The sequence below is a fragment of the Pseudooceanicola nanhaiensis genome (assembly GCF_020171315.1).
GTDB lineage: Bacteria > Pseudomonadota > Alphaproteobacteria > Rhodobacterales > Rhodobacteraceae > Pseudooceanicola > Pseudooceanicola nanhaiensis_A.
This window is the reverse complement of the sequence record NZ_JAIUZP010000011.1, coordinates 121,967-138,549: the sequence shown is the minus strand read 5'-3', so window position 1 is coordinate 138,549 and position 16,583 is coordinate 121,967. Positions and strand designations below refer to the sequence as shown.

At 68.2% G+C, this 16,583-nt stretch carries 16 protein-coding genes; 6 read left to right on the top strand and 10 right to left on the bottom strand.

The window, feature by feature from the left end; all coding sequences use genetic code 11:
- Positions 1–291 precede the first annotated feature (291 nt).
- Positions 292–1,362: an efflux RND transporter periplasmic adaptor subunit gene (locus LCM32_RS18155; protein WP_224822512.1), complete on the bottom strand. Its 1,071-nt coding sequence runs from the start codon at positions 1,360–1,362 to the stop codon at positions 292–294.
- 124 nt (positions 1,363–1,486) lie between these two features.
- Between LCM32_RS18155 and LCM32_RS18150 the strand changes: the two genes are divergently transcribed.
- A complete protein-coding gene (locus tag LCM32_RS18150; RefSeq protein WP_224822511.1) occupies positions 1,487–2,155 on the top strand; it encodes a TetR/AcrR family transcriptional regulator in 669 nt (222 codons plus the stop codon).
- Here the strand turns inward: LCM32_RS18150 and LCM32_RS18145 are convergent.
- Positions 2,143–3,201, bottom strand: coding sequence for a YeeE/YedE family protein (locus tag LCM32_RS18145; RefSeq protein ID WP_224822510.1), 1,059 nt, complete (start codon positions 3,199–3,201; stop codon positions 2,143–2,145). The two genes, LCM32_RS18150 and LCM32_RS18145, sit on opposite strands and share 13 nt — an antisense overlap.
- A gap of 139 nt (positions 3,202–3,340) precedes the next feature.
- Between LCM32_RS18145 and LCM32_RS18140 the strand changes: the two genes are divergently transcribed.
- Together LCM32_RS18140 and LCM32_RS18135 are read left to right on the top strand one after the other, a co-directional pair.
- Entirely contained in the window at positions 3,341–4,576 is a 1,236-nt protein-coding gene (locus tag LCM32_RS18140) for an MFS transporter (protein ID WP_224822509.1), read from the top strand.
- A gap of 43 nt (positions 4,577–4,619) precedes the next feature.
- Positions 4,620–5,924, top strand: coding sequence for an MATE family efflux transporter (locus LCM32_RS18135; RefSeq protein ID WP_224822508.1), 1,305 nt, complete (start codon positions 4,620–4,622; stop codon positions 5,922–5,924).
- A 145-nt stretch (positions 5,925–6,069) separates the two neighbouring features.
- Here LCM32_RS18135 and LCM32_RS18130 read toward each other — a convergent pair whose 3' ends face one another.
- From LCM32_RS18130 to LCM32_RS18115, 4 genes are all read right to left on the bottom strand, one after another.
- Complete coding sequence (locus tag LCM32_RS18130) at positions 6,070–6,543, bottom strand: copper chaperone PCu(A)C (protein ID WP_224822507.1); 474 nt, start codon at positions 6,541–6,543, stop codon at positions 6,070–6,072.
- 53 nt (positions 6,544–6,596) lie between these two features.
- Positions 6,597–6,938, bottom strand: a complete 342-nt coding sequence (locus LCM32_RS18125) for a hypothetical protein (RefSeq protein WP_224822506.1) — start codon at positions 6,936–6,938, stop codon at positions 6,597–6,599.
- A gap of 127 nt (positions 6,939–7,065) precedes the next feature.
- Positions 7,066–7,353 (bottom strand): 50S ribosomal protein L28, encoded by a 288-nt coding sequence (rpmB, locus tag LCM32_RS18120; RefSeq protein ID WP_224822505.1) that lies wholly within the window; start codon positions 7,351–7,353, stop codon positions 7,066–7,068.
- 211 nt (positions 7,354–7,564) lie between these two features.
- The gene (locus LCM32_RS18115; protein ID WP_224822504.1) at positions 7,565–8,329 is read right to left on the bottom strand and encodes an MBL fold metallo-hydrolase; all 765 of its coding nucleotides are present in this window, start codon (positions 8,327–8,329) and stop codon (positions 7,565–7,567) included.
- 385 nt (positions 8,330–8,714) lie between these two features.
- Between LCM32_RS18115 and lepA the strand changes: the two genes are divergently transcribed.
- The 3 genes from lepA (at position 8,715) to LCM32_RS18100 (ending at position 12,094) form a co-directional block, all read left to right on the top strand.
- Positions 8,715–10,514, top strand: a complete 1,800-nt coding sequence (gene lepA, locus LCM32_RS18110) for a translation elongation factor 4 (protein ID WP_224822503.1) — start codon at positions 8,715–8,717, stop codon at positions 10,512–10,514.
- A gap of 206 nt (positions 10,515–10,720) precedes the next feature.
- Entirely contained in the window at positions 10,721–11,194 is a 474-nt protein-coding gene (locus LCM32_RS18105) for a cytochrome b (RefSeq protein WP_224822502.1), read from the top strand.
- Positions 11,195–11,401: 207 nt separating this feature from the next.
- On the top strand, positions 11,402–12,094 hold the full coding sequence (locus LCM32_RS18100) for a DUF1353 domain-containing protein (protein ID WP_224822501.1): 693 nt from the start codon (positions 11,402–11,404) through the stop codon (positions 12,092–12,094).
- Positions 12,095–12,100: 6 nt separating this feature from the next.
- Here LCM32_RS18100 and LCM32_RS18095 read toward each other — a convergent pair whose 3' ends face one another.
- From LCM32_RS18095 to LCM32_RS18080, 4 genes are all read right to left on the bottom strand, one after another.
- Positions 12,101–12,451 carry a hypothetical protein gene (locus LCM32_RS18095; protein ID WP_224822500.1) on the bottom strand — a complete coding sequence of 117 codons (351 nt, stop codon included), beginning with the start codon at positions 12,449–12,451 and terminating at the stop codon, positions 12,101–12,103.
- A 165-nt stretch (positions 12,452–12,616) separates the two neighbouring features.
- Positions 12,617–13,303, bottom strand: a complete 687-nt coding sequence (locus tag LCM32_RS18090) for a GntR family transcriptional regulator (protein ID WP_224822499.1) — start codon at positions 13,301–13,303, stop codon at positions 12,617–12,619.
- A 94-nt stretch (positions 13,304–13,397) separates the two neighbouring features.
- A complete protein-coding gene (locus LCM32_RS18085; RefSeq protein WP_224822498.1) occupies positions 13,398–14,816 on the bottom strand; it encodes an amidase family protein in 1,419 nt (472 codons plus the stop codon).
- A 194-nt stretch (positions 14,817–15,010) separates the two neighbouring features.
- A complete protein-coding gene (locus tag LCM32_RS18080) occupies positions 15,011–16,546 on the bottom strand; it encodes a M81 family metallopeptidase (RefSeq protein WP_224822497.1) in 1,536 nt (511 codons plus the stop codon).
- Positions 16,547–16,583: the final 37 nt, after the last annotated feature.

The window sequence follows — 16,583 nt, the reverse complement described above, 5'->3', positions numbered from 1 at the left end:
GAAGGGCAGCGCCGTCCCGCGGGGTGGCGCAATAGCGCCGCCCCATGGGGGCGGGTCGGCGCTGCCCGGCCTGCGGCCGGGCGGAACCTTCTTGAGGCGTTTGTTGCGCGGTCAGGAGAGACGGAGCGCTTCTACGCAGGGCATAGAATGTATGAATGTTGTCTTGCGCCATGAAAGACGACGTGCCGGACTGTGCCGTGCAACGCGTACCCCCCTCCATGCCCTCCGGCATCGTCCTCGCCCGGCGCGCGCCCGCACCAAACCACCGCGACCCGAAAAACCGCATCAACATCACTCGCCCTCCACCACGCGCAGCGCCCGGCCCGGGAACACCAGATGCGCCCCCTTCACCACGACCTCCGCGCCCTCGGTCACGCCGTCCGAGATCAGCACCCGGTCGGTCTGGTAGCGCTCCACCGTCACCGGCGTCAGCGAGGCCGTGCCGTCCGCGCCCATCACCCAGACCGCAGGCCCGCTCTCGTCCGAGGTCAGCGCCTCCCACGGCAGGGCGGCGGTGTCGGGGATGTCGAAGAGCACCGTCCCGCTGATCGCCGCCCCCAGCGGGATCGGCGCCGTCCCGGCATCCAGCGCCACCTTCACCGCGACCGACCCGTTGGTCGGGTCGATCATGGGCGAGATCTCGGACACGGTGCCGGTGATCGGCAGGGCGGGTTCGTCCAGCAGGCTGAAGCGCATGTCGCGGGCATGGACCGCCTCGTCCACATAGCCCTCGGGCGTGTAGAACAGCGCCACCACGCCGCGATCCGCCGCCAGTTCCAGCACCGCCGTGGCCGCGCCGACGATCTGGCCGGGATCGGCATTGCGCGCGGTCACCGTGCCGTCGAAGGGCGCGGTCAGCCGGGTCTCGTCGAGGGTGATCTGCGCCTGTTCGACGCTGGCGCGGGCCTGCTCGACGCTGGAGACGGCGGTGCGGAAACTCTCCCGCGCGCTGTCGAGCGTGGCGCCGGTGGTCACGCCCCGGTCATACATGGCGCCCTGTCGGGTGTACTCCTGCTCGGCCCGGTCGCGGTTGGCCTCGGCCGCGCGCAGCTGCGCCTGCGCCTCGCGCAGCGCCTCCTGCGCCTGCCGGTCGTCGATCCGGCCCAGCTCCTGCCCCTCGGTGACCCGGTCGCCCACATCGACCGCAAGCGAGACGATGCGCCCGCCATCGCGGAAGGCCATGTCGGCGCTGTCCTTTGCCTCGGTCACGCCGGTCAGCGTGGCGCTGATCGTGACCGGGGCGAAATCCGCGCGCACCACGGTGACGGGCAGGGCGCCTGCCTCCTGCGCCACGGCAAGGCCGGGCGCGCACAGCATGAGGGACGACAGAAGAAGACGCGGCAGGCGGGGAGCAGGGGGCATGGTCGGACCCTTTCGCGGCAGGATTGCCGACGTTGGTAGCAGCCGCATCCCGCTGCATCAACAGTTTTGGAACGATCGTTTCAAATTCGTTGCCGCCCCGGGCGGTGCTCTGGTATGACGGGGCATGACCGGCTGCCCCTTCTCCTCCGCCCGGCCCGAGCGCCAGCAGGCGCGCAGCGAGGCCAAGCGCACCCGCCTGATCGAGGCGGGCATCGCCGCCTTCGGCACCCATGGCTACGAAGGCGCCAGCCTGCGTGACATTGCGAAGCGCAGCGGGGCGGGGCTGGCGGCGGTCTCCTACCACTTCGGCGGCAAGCGGGAGCTGTACCTCGCCTGCGCGGCGCAGATCGCCGAGAACGTCCGCGGGGTGACGGCCAGCGTGCGCGCGGCGCTTGCCACGCAGGCCCCGCCGCTGGCGCGGGTCGAGGCGGCGCTGGAGGCGACGGTGCGCAACATCCTGCAGGAGAAGCCGCAGCAGGACTGGCCGCGCTTCTTCATGCGCTGCGAGGCGGAGGACGCCGAGGCCTTCGGCATCATCTTCGAGGGCGCGCTGTCAGAGATCATCGCCGGGCTGACCCACGCGCTGTCAGAGACGCCTATGGCGCGGCTGGGGGAGGACGAACTGCGTTTCCGGATCGGGGCGCTGATCATCATGTGCTTCAGCCTGCGCAGTCACTCCAACTTCGGCTTTGCCGCATTGGGGCAGGGCCCGGGTGAGAGGGACCGGCCCGAGGCGCTCGCCCTGCGGCTGAAACGGCTCTACCTGCCGGAACTGATGGATCAGGCCACCTGAGCGCGGCGCTGGTCGATCAGCAGGTCTGTCGCCATCGCCCCGATCCACATGCAGAAGAGCGCAAGCCACGCGGTGCCCGCGAGGATCGAGGTGCCGGTGACGCCCGCGCCGATGGCACAGCCCCCCGCCAGCATCCCGCCGAAACCCATCAGCGCGGCCCCGGTCAGGGCGCGGCGCATCGGGCCTTCGCCCTCGAACCCCTGAAAGCGGAACTCGCCCGCCAGCAGCGAGGAGGTGAGCGCCCCGATCACCACGCCGGGCACGAGGCCGATGTCGAACTCCAGCACCCGCGCGCGGTCCAGCAGGTACATCAGCGTGTGGGCGGAGGGGCCAGTGAAGGTGACGCTTTCCACCTGCATCGGCTCGAAGCTGACCGAGGCCAGCGTGAAGGTCAGCACCCAGCCCACGGCGACCGAGAAGCCGACGCCCGAGGCAAAGACGAGGCGCGCGGCCCCGATCCGGTTGCGCCGGGCGATCACGAGGGCTGCGGCCGCGAAGATCAGCCCGAGGGCGAAACCACCCCACGCGGGCAGGTGCAGCGCGGTGCCAAGGTCGAGGTTGCGGCCCCCGGCCGTGGTCCAGAGCGCGGCCAGCCGGTCGCGCAGCGGGCTGAGCACGCCGCCGAGGCTCATCTGCGCCACCACGGCAAAGACAAGGCCCGAGACCAGCGAGCGCAGGTTGCCCGTCGAGGCCAGCACCAGCAGCCGGCCCGAGCAGCCCCGCGCCATGACCATGCCCGCGCCGAAGATCAGCCCGCCCATCACCGCGCCGGACCAGCTGCCCGGCACGGCCATCATGCGCGCCTCCTCGGTCCGCATCAGCCCGGCCAGCTGCGCGCCCTGCACCCAGACCAACGCGGTGGAAAAGGTCAGCAGCCAGACGGCAACCTTGTCGCCCATGGCGCCGCGGGCGAATTCCACCGTCGCGGCCCGCAGGCAGAAGCGCGAGCGCTGTGCCGCGACGCCGAAGATCAGGCCGGTCAGCAGACCGAGCACCGCGGCCGAGGGCCGCTCTCCGATGCTTTCCACCAGCGTGACGATATCCATGGTATGCCTCCCCGGGCCTCCCCCGCCGCTCAGGGCGGTCCTCTCCATGGGGCAGGGCTATGCCATGCTCATATTCATATTGCATTGATTCAGATCAGCGCCACTCGCCAAGTCACAATCCCGCGCGTAAACGTCTCACATGACCCAAGCGACTCACCCCACGGCCCCCTCGGCCGCGCCCCGCTGGAAGCAGCCCATCGTCCTGCTCTTCGTCATGGCCGCCGCCATGCCGATCTCCTTTGCCACATGGTCCGCGCTGCTGAACAACTTCGTCATCGACGTGGCGCAGTTCGACGGCTCGGACATCGGCTGGCTGCACACGGTGCGCGAGATCCCGGGCTTCCTCGCCATCGGGGTGATCGTCCTGCTGATGCTCTTCAAGGAGCAGTTCCTCGGCCTGCTCTCGCTGCTGCTTCTGGGGGTGGCGACGGCGGTGACGGCGTGGTTCCCCACCTTCGGGGGGATCATGATCATCACGCTGCTCTCCTCCATCGGGTTCCACTACTACGAGACGGTGAACCAGTCGCTGCAACTGCAATGGCTGCCCAAGAAGGACGCGCCCCGGATCATGGGCAAGCTGCTGGCCACCGGCTCGGCGGCAACGCTGGTGTCCTACGGGCTGATTGTCGTGCTCTGGGATCCGCTCGGGCTGACCTACAACATCGTCTACATGGTGGCGGGCGGGGTCACCTCGGTGATCGCCATCGCGGCCATGGTGCTCTTCCCCAGCTTTGCCGCGCCGAACCCGCAGCTGAAGAAATTCGTCCTGCGCCGCCGCTACTGGCTCTATTACGTGCTGCAGTTCATGGCCGGCGCCCGGCGGCAGATCTTCGTGGTCTTCGCGGGCTTCATGATGGTCGAACGCTTCGGCTTCGACGTGCATGAGGTGACGGGGCTCTTCCTGATCACCCTGACCTCGAACATCTTCATCGCGCCGCTGATCGGCCGCGCCGTGGGCCGCTTCGGGGAACGTCGCACGCTGCTCTTCGAATACATCGGGCTGGTCACGGTCTTCTCGCTCTACGGCGGGATCTACTACTTCGGCTGGGGCGTGGTGATCGCCTCCACGCTCTACGTGATCGACAACCTGCTCTTTGCCATGGCGCTGGCGCTGAAGACCTACTTCCAGAAGATCGCCGATCCGCAGGACATCGCGCCGACCGCGGCCGTGGCCTTCACGATCAACCATATCGCGGCGGTCTTCCTGCCGGCGGGCCTTGGCTATCTCTGGCTGATCTCGCCCGCGGCGGTCTTCGGCCTTGCCGCCAGCTTCGCCGCCGGCAGCTTCTGCCTCGCGCTGCTGATCCCGCGCCATCCCGAGCCGGGCTTCGAGACGATCTTCCAGCGCCGGTTGATGACCGGTGCCGCAGAGTAGGCCGCAAACCTCACCGCCGGCACGCTTCCTGACCGGCTCCACCATGCGGCACGTGGTGGTGATGACGCTGTCCGGCTCCCTCGGCCTCAGCTTCATGTTCCTCGTGGATTTCATGGCGCTGTTCTGGGTCGGCCAGCTGCGGGTCGAGGCGCTGGTCGCGGCGATCGGCTATGCCTGGACGATCCAGTTCTTCCTGATGTCGATCTCCATCGGCATGAACATCGGGGCCAATGCGCTCGTCTCGCGCGCGCTGGGCGCGGATGACCGGGCGCGGGCGCGGCGCATTGCCACCAGCGCGATGATCTACATGGTCCTGACCATGGCCACGCTGGCCGCGGCCGCCTGGCTGCTGCGCCGCCCGCTGCTGGAGGCCTCGGGCGCGCAGGGCGATGTGCTGGAGGTGGCCTACCGCTTCCTCGGGATCTCGCTGCCCTCGCTGCCGATGATCGCCGTGGGCATGTGTTCGGGCGCGGTGCTGCGGGCGCTTGGCGATGCCTGGCGCACCATGGCCACCACGCTGGCGGGCGGGATCGTGGCGATCCTGCTGGACCCGGTGCTGATCCTCTGGGCGGGCTGGGGCGTGGACGGGGCGGCCTTCTCCATCGTGGTGTCGCGCGGGATCGTGGCGGGGCTCGGCTTCTGGTGGGTGGTGCGCCATCACGACATGCTGGCGCCGCCCTCGCTGCGCAACATGCGCAACATGATCGGGCCCTACGTGGCCATCGCCGTGCCCGCGCTGCTGGCGCAGATGTCCAACCCCTTCGGCAACTGGGCCCTGACCCGCGCCATGGCCGAACAGGGCGACAGCGCGGTCGCGGGGCTTGGCGTGGTGCTGCGGCTGATGATCCTCGTCTTCGGCGGGATCTTCGCGCTCTCCGGGGCCATTGGCGGCATCTTCGGTCAGAACTACGGTGCCCGCAGGCTGGACCGGGTGGCCTCGGCCTATCGCGATGCGCTGGTCTTCTGCGTGCTCTACGCCCTCGTGGCCTGGGTGCTGCTCTTCGCGGCCAGCGGGGCCATCGTCCGCGGCTTCGGCCTGTCCGAGGACGGGGCCGAGGTGGTGCTCTTCTTCTGCCGGATGACCGCATGGTCGCTGGCGCTCGCCGGGGCGGTGTACGTGGCGGGGGCGGCGTTCAACAACCTCGGGCGGCCGATTCTGTCGACGGCCTCGGCCTGGACGCGGGATGCGGTGATCACGCTGCCCGCCGCCTTCTGGCTGGGCCATATCGCCGGGGCGGAGGGTGTCCTGGTGGCGCAGCTTGTGGCCAATGTGACGGTCGGGCTGCTGGCGGGCTGGCTGGGCTGGCGGCACATCGCCCGCCTGCGCCGGTCGTTCCCGACAGGCTGACCGGCCTGTTTCGATGACCAGAGGCGCTTTCGCAGAAAGCGCCTCCCGGAATTCTCGAAAATTCCGAACCGGAAAATGCGCATTTTCCGGGGCCCCCGCCGGCGCGGCTAGATACCTCAGCCGCGGGGACAGGCGACAGTGCGCCTCAGTTCATGTGGCCCTTGCCGTGCTCGGGCTTGCGCTCCAGATCGACGGGCACGGTGATCGTCACGTCGCCCGCCTTCTCGAAGGTCAGGGTTAGATCGAAGCTTTCGCCCTGTTTCATCGGCCGGGTCAGCCCCATGAACATCACGTGCTTGCCGCCCCGTTCGAGGCGCAGCTCGCCATCGGCGGGCATCTCGAAGCCCTCTTCGACATGGACCATCTTCATCACGCCGCCGCCCATGTCCTGATGGGTGTGCAGCTCGACCTTCTGGGCGATGTCCGAGGCCACGCCGATCAGCCGGTCGTCCTCGGTGGCGCCTTGGTTCTGGATCACCATGAAGGCCGCGCCGGATTTGGCGATCGGCGAGGCGGCGCGGGCATAGGCGTCATGCACCTCGATCCCCTCCGCAAGCGCGGGCAGGGGGGCGGCAAGGATCAGCGCGGTCACGGCCGCGCGCAGGAAATTGGGGGACATCTCGTCTCTCCTCCGGAAATGTTCAGGCGATTCGTCAGGATACTGAGTGGGTCTCAGGCCACGCGGGGCGGGTCCCTGACGCTGGAGAGAATCACTTCGGAGGGGGCGCCGCGGGCGATGACGGCCTGCGCCTGCCAGCGATGCCAGAGCCCCGGCGGGGTCGGCAGCACCGGGGCCAGGGCCACGGCCTGCAGCAGCGAGAGTGCGAAATCCGGGCAGAGGACCGGCGCGCCGACGGGCTGGCCGTCCTTGTCGACGTGCACCATCACCGGGCCGGTCCCGGTGCAGAGCGTCGCCATGCCTGCGGGCAGGGGGCGGGTGCGCGCCTCGGCCATGGCCTGGGCGGTCACCAGCAGCAGAAGGGCAAGCCCGATGGCGGCGATGCGGCGCAACATGCCCCCGTTATATCCGCCGCGCGCACCCGGACAATGCGACAAATACGGGGCGACACATGCGGGGGCTGAAACGGAAACACCCCCGCCCGGGGGGCGAGGGTGTTAAACCGTCAAAAGATCAAAGGGTTCAGGCGGTTGCCTGGGCCTTGATGATCTCTTTCTTGACCTTGAGGGCCGTGTCGGACAGCTCTGCGTCCTTGGCCTTCATCAGGAACTTGTCCAGCCCGCCGCGGTGGTCCACCGAGCGCAGGGCAGAGGCCGAGATCCGCAGCTTGATGCCACGGTTCAGGGTCTCGGATTGCAGGGTCACGTCGTTCAGGTTCGGCAGGAACCGGCGACGGGTCTTGTTGTTAGCATGGCTGACGTTGTTGCCAGTCATGGGGCCTTTTCCGGTCAGTTCGCAGCGGCGCGACATGATTTCGTCCTCGTCTGGTGCAGCTCTGGATCATCAGGGCGGCAGCCGCCCTCTTCAATGCGATAGGGCACCGCCAGCGGCGGCGCCCCGGAATTCGTCCGCGCTGCATATGTCCAAACGCCGATGGCGTCAAGCCCAATGGGGCGACCTGTGACAGGTCCATGACAGCGCGGTTGAGGGCCGGCGGGGCCGACCCTGCGTCACCTGCGGCTTAGCCGTACCACGGCCCGATGACAACCTCGGTCTCCGCCCCCTCGTCCGAGAGAAGCTGCGCGAATTTCTCCGGGTCGCTGTCGCGGTAGTGATAGGGATAGACGACCTTGGGCGCGAAGGCGGCGACCCCGGAGGCGGCCTGTTCCTCGGTCATCGTGTAGGGCAGGTTCATCGGCACGAAGGCCACGTCGATGTCGGTCAGCGCCCGCATCTCCCGCGTGTCCTCGGTGTCGCCCGCGATATAGACGGTCAGACCGTCGATGTTTAGCACATAGCCGTTGTCGCGCCCCTCGGGGTGGTACTGCTTGCGCTCCTCGGTGGTGTTGTAGGCGGGCACCGCGTCGATATCGACGCCGATCACCATGGCCTTCTCGCCGTTGGCAAGCGCGGTGGCGCGGGCCTTCAGGCCATCGGGCATCTTCTCGTAGACCGCCGGGTTGGTCACCAGCTGGGTCGAGGCGCCGACGAGGGCCGCCAGCGTGTCTGCATTATAATGGTCGCCGTGCTCATGGGTGATGAGGATCAGGTCCGGCGCGGGCATGTCCTCGTATTGCGCGGCCTCACCCACGGGATCGCAGTAGATCACGCCCGAGGGCGTCTCCATCACGAAGGAGGCGTGCGAGACGGGGCGGATCACCACCTCGCCGCCATCGGTGGCATAGCTGTCTGAGGCACCGGCCTGCGCCATCAGCGCGGTCGGGCGGAACACGGTGGTCGCCGCACCTGCGGCGGCCACGGCGAGGAAGGTTCGTCTGGGCAGCATGGGCTCTCTCCCTGTGGTTTGCGCACAAAGATAGGCCGTCCTGCCGGTGCGGCACCTCACGTTTCCGTTGGGTGAGCGGGCGACCGCTCCACGCGCGGGGTTGGGCGATCTGGGCGTGGGGACGGGGCAGAGGCCCCAGGGCCGTCAGGGGCGCACAGACGCCCGAGGGGACTGCCCGGAAAATTCGAATTTTCCGAACCGGATTTTTCGAAAAATACGGAGGCGGGCGTCGCGATCCGCGCGGGTCGTGCGGTGGTTGTACCCGGGGCATTCCGGCGAAACGGGAGGCAGGGCGGGGCTGCGGACGCGACGTGCCGCCACATGCTGCGCGCCCCTGCGACAGACCCTTGCCAAACGGGCGTTTCCCCCGCATATGCTGCCCATCATGACCGATCTCGCGCACATCCGTAACTTCTCCATCGTTGCCCATATCGACCACGGGAAATCCACCCTGGCCGACCGGCTGATTCAGTCCACGAACACCGTTTCCGAACGGGAGATGAAAGAGCAGCTGCTCGACGCGATGGATATCGAGCGCGAGCGCGGCATCACGATCAAGGCGAACACCGTCCGGATCGAGTATATCGCCGACAATGGCGAGCTCTACATCCTCAACCTGATCGACACCCCCGGCCACGTCGACTTCGCCTACGAGGTGTCGCGGTCCATGCGCGCCGTGGAAGGCTCGCTGCTGGTGGTCGATTCGACCCAAGGGGTCGAGGCGCAGACGCTGGCCAACGTCTATCAGGCGATCGAGGCGGATCACGAGATCATCCCGGTCCTGAACAAGATCGACCTGCCCGCGACCGAGCCCGAGCGCGTGAAGGAGCAGATCGAGGACGTGATCGGCATCGACGCCTCCGAGGCGCTGATGGTTTCGGCCAAGTCCGGGATCGGCATCCACGAAACGCTGGAGGCGATCTGCCACCGTCTGCCCGCGCCCAAGGGCGACCGCAACGCGCCGCTCAAGGCGATGCTGGTGGACAGCTGGTATGACAGCTACCTCGGCGTCGTCGTCCTCGTCCGGATCATGGACGGGGTGATGAAGAAGAATGACCGCGTGAAGTTCATGCAGAACGGCACGATCCACCAGATCGACCGGATCGGCGTCTTCCGCCCCGCGATGCAGAACGTGGATGAGCTGGGCCCGGGCGAGATCGGCTTCATCACCGCCTCGATCAAGCAGGTGCGCGACACCAAGGTCGGCGACACGATCACCCACGAGAAGAAGGGCGCGGACAAGCCGCTGCCGGGCTTCAAGCCGTCGATCCCCGTGGTCTTCTGCGGTCTCTTCCCGGTGGACAGCGCCGAGTTCGAGGACCTGCGCGACGCAATCGAGAAGCTGGCACTGAACGATGCCTCCTTCTCCTTCGAGATGGAAACCTCCGCCGCGCTCGGCTTCGGCTTCCGCTGCGGTTTCCTCGGGCTGCTGCACCTCGAGGTGATCCGCGACCGGATCGAGCGCGAGTATGACATCGAGCTGATCACCACGGCGCCCTCGGTGATCTACCACGTCTTCATGAAGGACGGCTCCAAGATCGACCTGCACAACCCGGCGGACATGCCCGACCTGACCCATGTGGATCACGTCGAGGAACCCCGGATCAAGGCCACCATCATGGTGCCCGACGAATACCTCGGCGACGTGCTGAAGCTCTGCCAGGATCGCCGCGGCATCCAGGAAGACCTGACCTATGTCGGCGGCCGTGCCATGGCGGTCTATGACCTGCCGCTGAACGAGGTGGTCTTCGACTTCTACGACCGGCTGAAATCGGTGACGAAGGGCTATGCCTCCTTCGACTACCACCTGACGGGCTACCGGCAGGACAACCTCGTGAAGATGCAGATCCTCGTCAACGACGAGCCGGTCGATGCGCTGTCGATGATGGTGCACCGCGACCGGGCCGAGATGCGCGGCCGGGCCATGTGCGAGAAGCTCAAGGACCTGATCCCGCGCCACATGTTCAAGATCCCGATCCAGGCCGCCATCGGTGGCAAGGTGATCGCGCGTGAAACGCTGGCGGCCCTGCGCAAGGACGTGACCGCCAAGTGCTACGGCGGCGACGCCACGCGGAAGAAGAAGCTGCTGGAGAAGCAGAAGGCCGGTAAGAAGAAGATGCGGCAGTTCGGCAAGGTCGAGATCCCGCAGGAGGCCTTCATCTCCGCGCTCAAGATGGACAACTAATCCCCGGCGAGGGGCCAGTTGCACGAGATCACGGCAGGGCCGGGGCACAGCGCCCCGGCCCTGTGTCGTTCGGGGCAGGGGGCACTGCCTGGCCCTGTCCTCCGCCCGGCCCGGTCACCCATGGGCCGGGCCTGCGGCGGTTTCGCCGCTAGGCGCGGGGCGGCTTCGGGCCTACCGTTGCGACAGCCTCATCAGGAAAGTTCGCCATGTCCCTTCGTTATTCCCGTGCCCAGATCCTGCTTCACTGGATCGTCGTCCTCCTTGTCGCGGCGCAGTTCCTCTTCGAGGACGGCATCTCCACCGCGTGGCGCCAGTTGCTCGAAGGGAACGATCCCGGCCCGTCGCTCGGCGCCAACGCCCATGTCATCGCGGGGATCGCGGTGCTGGTCCTTGCCGTTCTGCGCATCCTGCTGCGGTTCACCCAGGGCGTTCCCCCGCTGCCGAAGGTGGAACCGCGCGTGCTGCGGTTGCTGGCCCATGTCGCGCATTGGGCGCTTTACGCGCTGTTGATCCTGCTGCCGCTCACCGGCGGGCTGGCCTGGTTTCTGGGCGTGGCCGCGGCGGCAGAGGTGCACGAGGCGCTCAAGACGCTGCTGCTTCTGCTGATCGTGCTGCATGTGGGCGCGGCGCTCTACCATCAGTTCATCCTGCGCGACGGCCTGATGTCGCGGATGCGCTGACCGGCGCCTCGGCGGACCGCCTTCCCAACAGGCAGCCCCGGGGCGGGACGCAGCGGCGAAGAGACGCCGTGCCGCTCGCCCCTTGATTGAAAGGGTGGGATAAGGGAAGACAAAGGCCTATTTTAGCAACATCCCCATTCTCAAGGTTTCCCAATGCGAATTCTGCTAGTCCCGCTTCTCTGTGCAACGGCCCTCGCGGGCTGCACCATGCCCGGGTCCCGTGCCGAACTGGCCGGGGCCAATGTCTCGACCGCGCGCAATTTCTGCGCCGGGTCGACCTCGCCCGAGTGCCGCTTCATCGACGCGCCGGTCCAGCTCGGCAGCACGCCGACGCATCTCGACGGGCGGGCGCTGACCTTCTACCCGATGTCGCGCAAGCTGACCTTCGTCGACGGGCTGAACCAGGCCTGGATCGCGCCCGCCGGGACGCTGACCGACGGCGCCTCGATCCCCAAGGTCTTCATCAACATCGTGGGCAGCCCGACCTCGCCCTCCTTTGTGAACGCGGCGGCGATCCACGATGCGATCTGCGGCATCGGCAACGAGCAGGGCGAATATTACCACACCCGCACCTGGCAGAGCACACACCGCATGTTCTATGACGCGCTGCGTGTCGGCGGCACCGAGGAGATCACCGCCAAGGTGATGTTCGCCGCCGTCTACCTCGGCGGGCCGCGCTGGGGCGTGAAGGGCTATCGGAGCGATCCGCGCATCGCCAATATCCCTGACATCGAGATGGAAGCCGCGATGCGCCAGGCCAAGGCCTATATCGAGAAGGACAACCCCTCGATCCCGAAGATCGAGCGCTATCTCGACCGCAAGCTGCGCATGATGTTCACCCGTCTGGACGGCGGGCGTGACGCCATGGACAACGAGGGGCCGATCTACGTCGCGGAATGACCCGCGTCATTCCCGCAGGCGGTGCCAGGCGGCCTCATCCACCGCACGCAACCGCGCCAGGGCCCGTTCGGCCTCGGCGCGGATCGCCTCGCGGCTTTCGGCCTTGGCCTGCGTGACCTGCGCCTGAAGCCTGTCGATTTCGGGCAGGGGGGTGCCGGTGGCCTGCGACAGCGTCTGCAGCGCCTCGAGGATCTTGCCAAGCTGCGCGCCGTAGCTGGCAACCTCGGTCACGATCTTCTCTTCGATCTCAGGCACGCCCGCGATGTCGTCGGACAGGAACCGGGGCGAGATCGCCTGCGTCACGTCACCGGAAAAGGGCGCGCGCAGCACGGGCGCCCAGATGTCGAAAGGGGTCATAACCAACACTCCTGCTGAAATACCCGCATAGGGTGCGCAGGCCGGGCGCGGCTGTCAATTTCGGCGCACCCGCGACAGGGCAGGAGAGGGCAAGGGCGCGGCAGGCCGAAGGGCCCGCGCCGAAACTGCGGGCATCAGAGCGACCGTGCCGGGCCTTTCGGGGGCTCAGTCCACCGCTTCGGTCTGTTGTTCCAGCCAGCGGGTCAGGCGCGCGCCCTCGGTCTCGTCATGTTCCCATGCAGCGCGGGCGGCGGCCTCGGGGTCCTGCGCGCGCAGGGCGGCGATCAGGGGCTCGTGCTGGGCGATGATGTCATCGGGCCCGGCGGCGACATGCTTGTTCGACGTGGCAATGAAGAGCCGCACCTGCTGTTCCACGACACGGTACTGCGAGGCGAGACGCTGATGGCCGCTGCTTTCGACGATGGCGCGGTGCAACGCGAAATCGGCATCGGTCATGGCGCGCAGGTCGCCGCTCTTGCAGGCGCTCAGCAGGCCCTCGATGGCGCTGTCGAGACGGGCGCGGACCTCGGGCTCGGTACGGGCGGCGGCAAGGCGCGAGGCAAGGCTTTCGAGGCTGCCGCGCAGCGTCCAGATCTCCCAGACATCCTGCGGGGACAGCGAAGCGACCTGCCAGCCGGTATAGGGGATCTGGACGACAATGCCCTCGACCGCCAGGCGTTGCAGGCCCATCCGCAGGGTCGACCGCGCGACCCCCAGTTGTTCGGCCAGGGCGATCTCGGTCAGGCGACCGCCGGGCTCCACTTCGCCCGACAGGATGTAGTCGCGCAGGTTCTCCGTCACGATGGCCTCGGTCGACTGGCGCGTCACCGGGCGCAGCTTGCTTATGGTCATCTCTCCCCCCTTCTGTCTGCTGGCCGGGCCGCGGGGCCCGGCTGGCGTTTGTCCGGGCGCTGCGGCCCGGCTCGCATGTGTTGGCTCGGCCCGCTCAGGGGGCGGGCTCCGCGATTGTAACAGGCGTTCCGCGTGCCTCGATCGCCTCGGCGGCTTCGAGGGCCACGTCCTCCCGGAACCGCCCGGAGACGATCTGGATGCCGAGCGGCGTATTGTCCGCCATCAGCCCGGTGCAGAGCGTCAGGGCAGGCATCCCGGCAACGGGCAGGCCCACCATGGCCATCTGCGATGTCCAGACGCGCTGATAGTCTTCGGGGCTTTTGAGGTCAAGATTGTCGGCAAACGGCAACTCGGCCGAGGGCGGCAGCAGGACAACGGGGTACTCTTCGAGGAAGAGCGCCCATTTCCGCGCGATGCCCATGCGGGCGATCAGCGCCTGCGACAGGTCCATTGCGCCGAGGGACTCGGCGAACTCCTTTTGCCCGCCAAGGGCCGCGATGGCGCCGGGATCGCCCTCGGCCTGGGCTGCGGCGACCTGGCCTGCATAGTTGTCGCCCATCCAGAGGGTCAGTTGGACTGCCACCGCCGCGTCAATCGGGGGCAGCGTGTCCAACTCGTCCACCTGCCAGCCTGCGTCGCGCAGCTTGTCGGCCGCGGCCAGCAGTTCCTTTTGCAGTTCCGGCGCGGTCTCCATCCCATCGGGGCAGAGGCAGAGCGCGGCGCGTTTGGCAACCGAGGGGCCGACCAGCGGCACGGGCACCGACCACGGGTCAAGCGGATCGGCCTTGGCCATCGCCTCGAAGCCGAGGCGGAGGTCCCCGATGGTGCGGGCGAGCGGGCCCGAGACGGCCATGATCTGCGGCCCCACGGCCCGGTCCGGGCCCGAACCATTGTAGGCCGCCAGCCGCCCGATGGTCGGGCGCAGCCCGTGGATGCCGCAGGCATAGGCCGGATAGCGGACCGAGCCGGCGATGTCCGTGCCATGGCCGATGGCGCCGATCCCCGCCGCCGTGGCCGAGCCCGCCCCGCCGGAAGAGCCGCCGGGCGTCAGCGCCTTGTTGCGCGGGTTGTAGGTGTGCCCATGCACGAGGTTGTTGGTGAACCAGCGATAGCTGAAAGCGGGGGTGTTCGTGCGGCCCACGGCCACGGCGCCCGCGCCCAGCAGGTTGGCCACAACGGGGTTGTGGGACTTGGCGATCAGGTCCTTCTGCGCCTTCAGGCCGTTGGTGGTGGCATAGCCCGCCTGATCCACGTTGACCTTGATCGTCACCGGCACACCGGCCAGCGGGCCCGGATCGCCACCCCCGGCCACGACGGCATCCACGGCGGCGGCGGCGGCGAGGACCTCCTCGGGGCGGCAATCGACCACGGCGTTGATGGCGGGGTTTACCGCCTCCATCCGCGCGAGCGAGGATTGCGCCACCTCGACGGCGCTGAGCTCACCGGCGCGGACCAGCGCCGCGATACGGGTTGCGGGGAGGCTCCAGAGGGGCTGGTCTGCTGTGTCTGCCATTGCGGTGTCTTTCTGGTGTTTTCGGGATCAGGGGAGGCACAAACGCCTGCGCCCCGCGCCGTGCGGCGCAGGGGGAGGCATCTGAGACCGGAGGGCGGGGGACCCGGCAGGCGCCCCGGAAGCTTGCCGCGACCGGGGCCCGTTCGGGCGCAGGCTGGCGGAAAGCGTCCAGAGGTCTGTCATGGCGGGTCCTTTCAGGCGTCGGCGGCCGTTTTGGCTGGCGTCTTCGTTTCGGCGAAGGTGGGGCCGCCGGGCATCATGCGCAGGTCGTCGGGCAGGTTGTGCCAGGTCCAGTCGGTCGAGCGCATCATCATCTCGCCCGGGGCGACGGCGGTGATGATCTCACCGGCGATGGGGCGGAAATCGGCGCGGAAGTGGATCGCGCTCTTGGCGACGATGATGTTCTCGGTCGTGGGTTCGATCCCGAGGTAGCGCAGCATCTCCTGATCGGCGAGCTGTGCCTTGGCCGAGGCAACGGCGATGCGTACCCCGCCGATGCGCAGGCAGGCCGAGAGGCCAAGCCCCATGGTCCGCCCGCCGTAGAAGGGGCCCTTGGTCTGGAACACGCCGTCGGAGAGCGCCTCGACCGTGAAGGTCGCCTCGAAGGGGCTGTCGCCCTTGGCAGGCGAGCGCCCGCCGAGCGCGAGGGTGACCTGCCCGCCGACACCGGCCGCATGGGCGGCCTTGGCGGCCTCGGGGTCATAGACGAGGCCCGCGCTTGCGCCCTGCACGTCATGGGCCACCAGCGCCTTGATCAGCCCCATCGTGTCGGAAGAGCCGCCTGCACCGGGGTTGTCCTGCGCATCCGCGATGACCACAGGTTTCACGCCTGCGGTATTCAGCTCCAGCGCTTTCTCTACCGCCGCGTCGGGGGTGTAGAGCGGCCCTTCGAAATCCATCTCGGCCGCGACGACGGCGGCGTTCAGCGGATCGCAGGCGGCAGCGGCCTGTTCGGGCGTTTCGCCATAGGCCCAGACCACGGGGCCGCACATGGGGATGTCCGCCGCCGGGAAGCCCATGCAGTAGGAGACGGAGGGCGCGCCGGTCTCGGCCTCCAGCGTGCCGACGAGGGCATAGAGGTCGCGGGCGGGCGCGTCTTCGGTCGATTGCCAGCAGATCGGCTTCATATAGGGGATGCGGGCCATGGCCTTGGCGAAAGGCTTGCCATGGGCCATGCGGCGGGTGAGCAGCGCATGGGCCTTGCGGCCGGTTTCGGCCATGTCCACGTGCGGATAGGTGCGGAAGGCCACCATTGCATCCGACAGGTCCATCATCCGCTGCGAGACATTGGCATGCAGGTCGAGGCTGACGATGATCGGCAGGTCGGGGCCGGTGACGGCGCGGATGCGCTCCAGAAGTTCGCCCTCGCCGTCCTCGGCATGTTCGGCCACCATGGCGCCATGCAGGTCGAGGTAGACCGCATCGGCGGGCAGGGCGGCGGCGATCCGGGCGATGATCTCGCCCGCGATCCGGTCATAGGTCTCCTTCACCACGTAGCCCGAGGGCACCGCGGCGGTCCAGAGCAGGGTTTCCACTTCGTCGCCCGCCGCCTCGGCCGCCAGCAGGAAGCCCGCACCGGCGAGGTTCACCTCGGGGTTCAGCGCCGCGCGGACCTCCGCGCCGGTGCAGAAGCCCGGGAAGCCGCCGCCGTGGGCAAAGGCCGCGTCATCGGCGCGGCTGTCGGCAAAGGTGTTGGTCTCGTGGTTGAAACCGGCAAGCAGGATGCGCATTGCCTGTCCTTTCTTCGTTCTGCTCTGCGGTCCGGGG

Excerpts from the sequence above, each read along its gene's own strand:
- LCM32_RS18145 (WP_224822510.1), bottom strand. The coding sequence starts at position 3,201 with ATGGATATCGTCACGCTGGTGGAAAGCATCGGAGAGCGGCCCTCGGCC.
- LCM32_RS18085 (WP_224822498.1), bottom strand. The coding sequence starts at position 14,816 with ATGGCAGACACAGCAGACCAGCCCCTCTGGAGCCTCCCCGCAACCCGT.
- LCM32_RS18135 (WP_224822508.1), top strand. The coding sequence starts at position 4,620 with ATGCGGCACGTGGTGGTGATGACGCTGTCCGGCTCCCTCGGCCTCAGC.
- LCM32_RS18140 (WP_224822509.1), top strand. The coding sequence starts at position 3,341 with ATGACCCAAGCGACTCACCCCACGGCCCCCTCGGCCGCGCCCCGCTGG.
- LCM32_RS18155 (WP_224822512.1), bottom strand. The coding sequence starts at position 1,362 with ATGCCCCCTGCTCCCCGCCTGCCGCGTCTTCTTCTGTCGTCCCTCATG.
- lepA (WP_224822503.1), top strand. The coding sequence starts at position 8,715 with ATGACCGATCTCGCGCACATCCGTAACTTCTCCATCGTTGCCCATATC.
- LCM32_RS18080 (WP_224822497.1), bottom strand. The coding sequence starts at position 16,546 with ATGCGCATCCTGCTTGCCGGTTTCAACCACGAGACCAACACCTTTGCC.
- LCM32_RS18090 (WP_224822499.1), bottom strand. The coding sequence starts at position 13,303 with ATGACCATAAGCAAGCTGCGCCCGGTGACGCGCCAGTCGACCGAGGCC.
- LCM32_RS18100 (WP_224822501.1), top strand. The coding sequence starts at position 11,402 with ATGCCCGGGTCCCGTGCCGAACTGGCCGGGGCCAATGTCTCGACCGCG.
- LCM32_RS18105 (WP_224822502.1), top strand. The coding sequence starts at position 10,721 with ATGTCCCTTCGTTATTCCCGTGCCCAGATCCTGCTTCACTGGATCGTC.
- LCM32_RS18095 (WP_224822500.1), bottom strand. The coding sequence starts at position 12,451 with ATGACCCCTTTCGACATCTGGGCGCCCGTGCTGCGCGCGCCCTTTTCC.
- LCM32_RS18125 (WP_224822506.1), bottom strand. The coding sequence starts at position 6,938 with ATGTTGCGCCGCATCGCCGCCATCGGGCTTGCCCTTCTGCTGCTGGTG.
- LCM32_RS18115 (WP_224822504.1), bottom strand. The coding sequence starts at position 8,329 with ATGCTGCCCAGACGAACCTTCCTCGCCGTGGCCGCCGCAGGTGCGGCG.
- LCM32_RS18150 (WP_224822511.1), top strand. The coding sequence starts at position 1,487 with ATGACCGGCTGCCCCTTCTCCTCCGCCCGGCCCGAGCGCCAGCAGGCG.
- rpmB (WP_224822505.1), bottom strand. The coding sequence starts at position 7,353 with ATGTCGCGCCGCTGCGAACTGACCGGAAAAGGCCCCATGACTGGCAAC.
- LCM32_RS18130 (WP_224822507.1), bottom strand. The coding sequence starts at position 6,543 with ATGTCCCCCAATTTCCTGCGCGCGGCCGTGACCGCGCTGATCCTTGCC.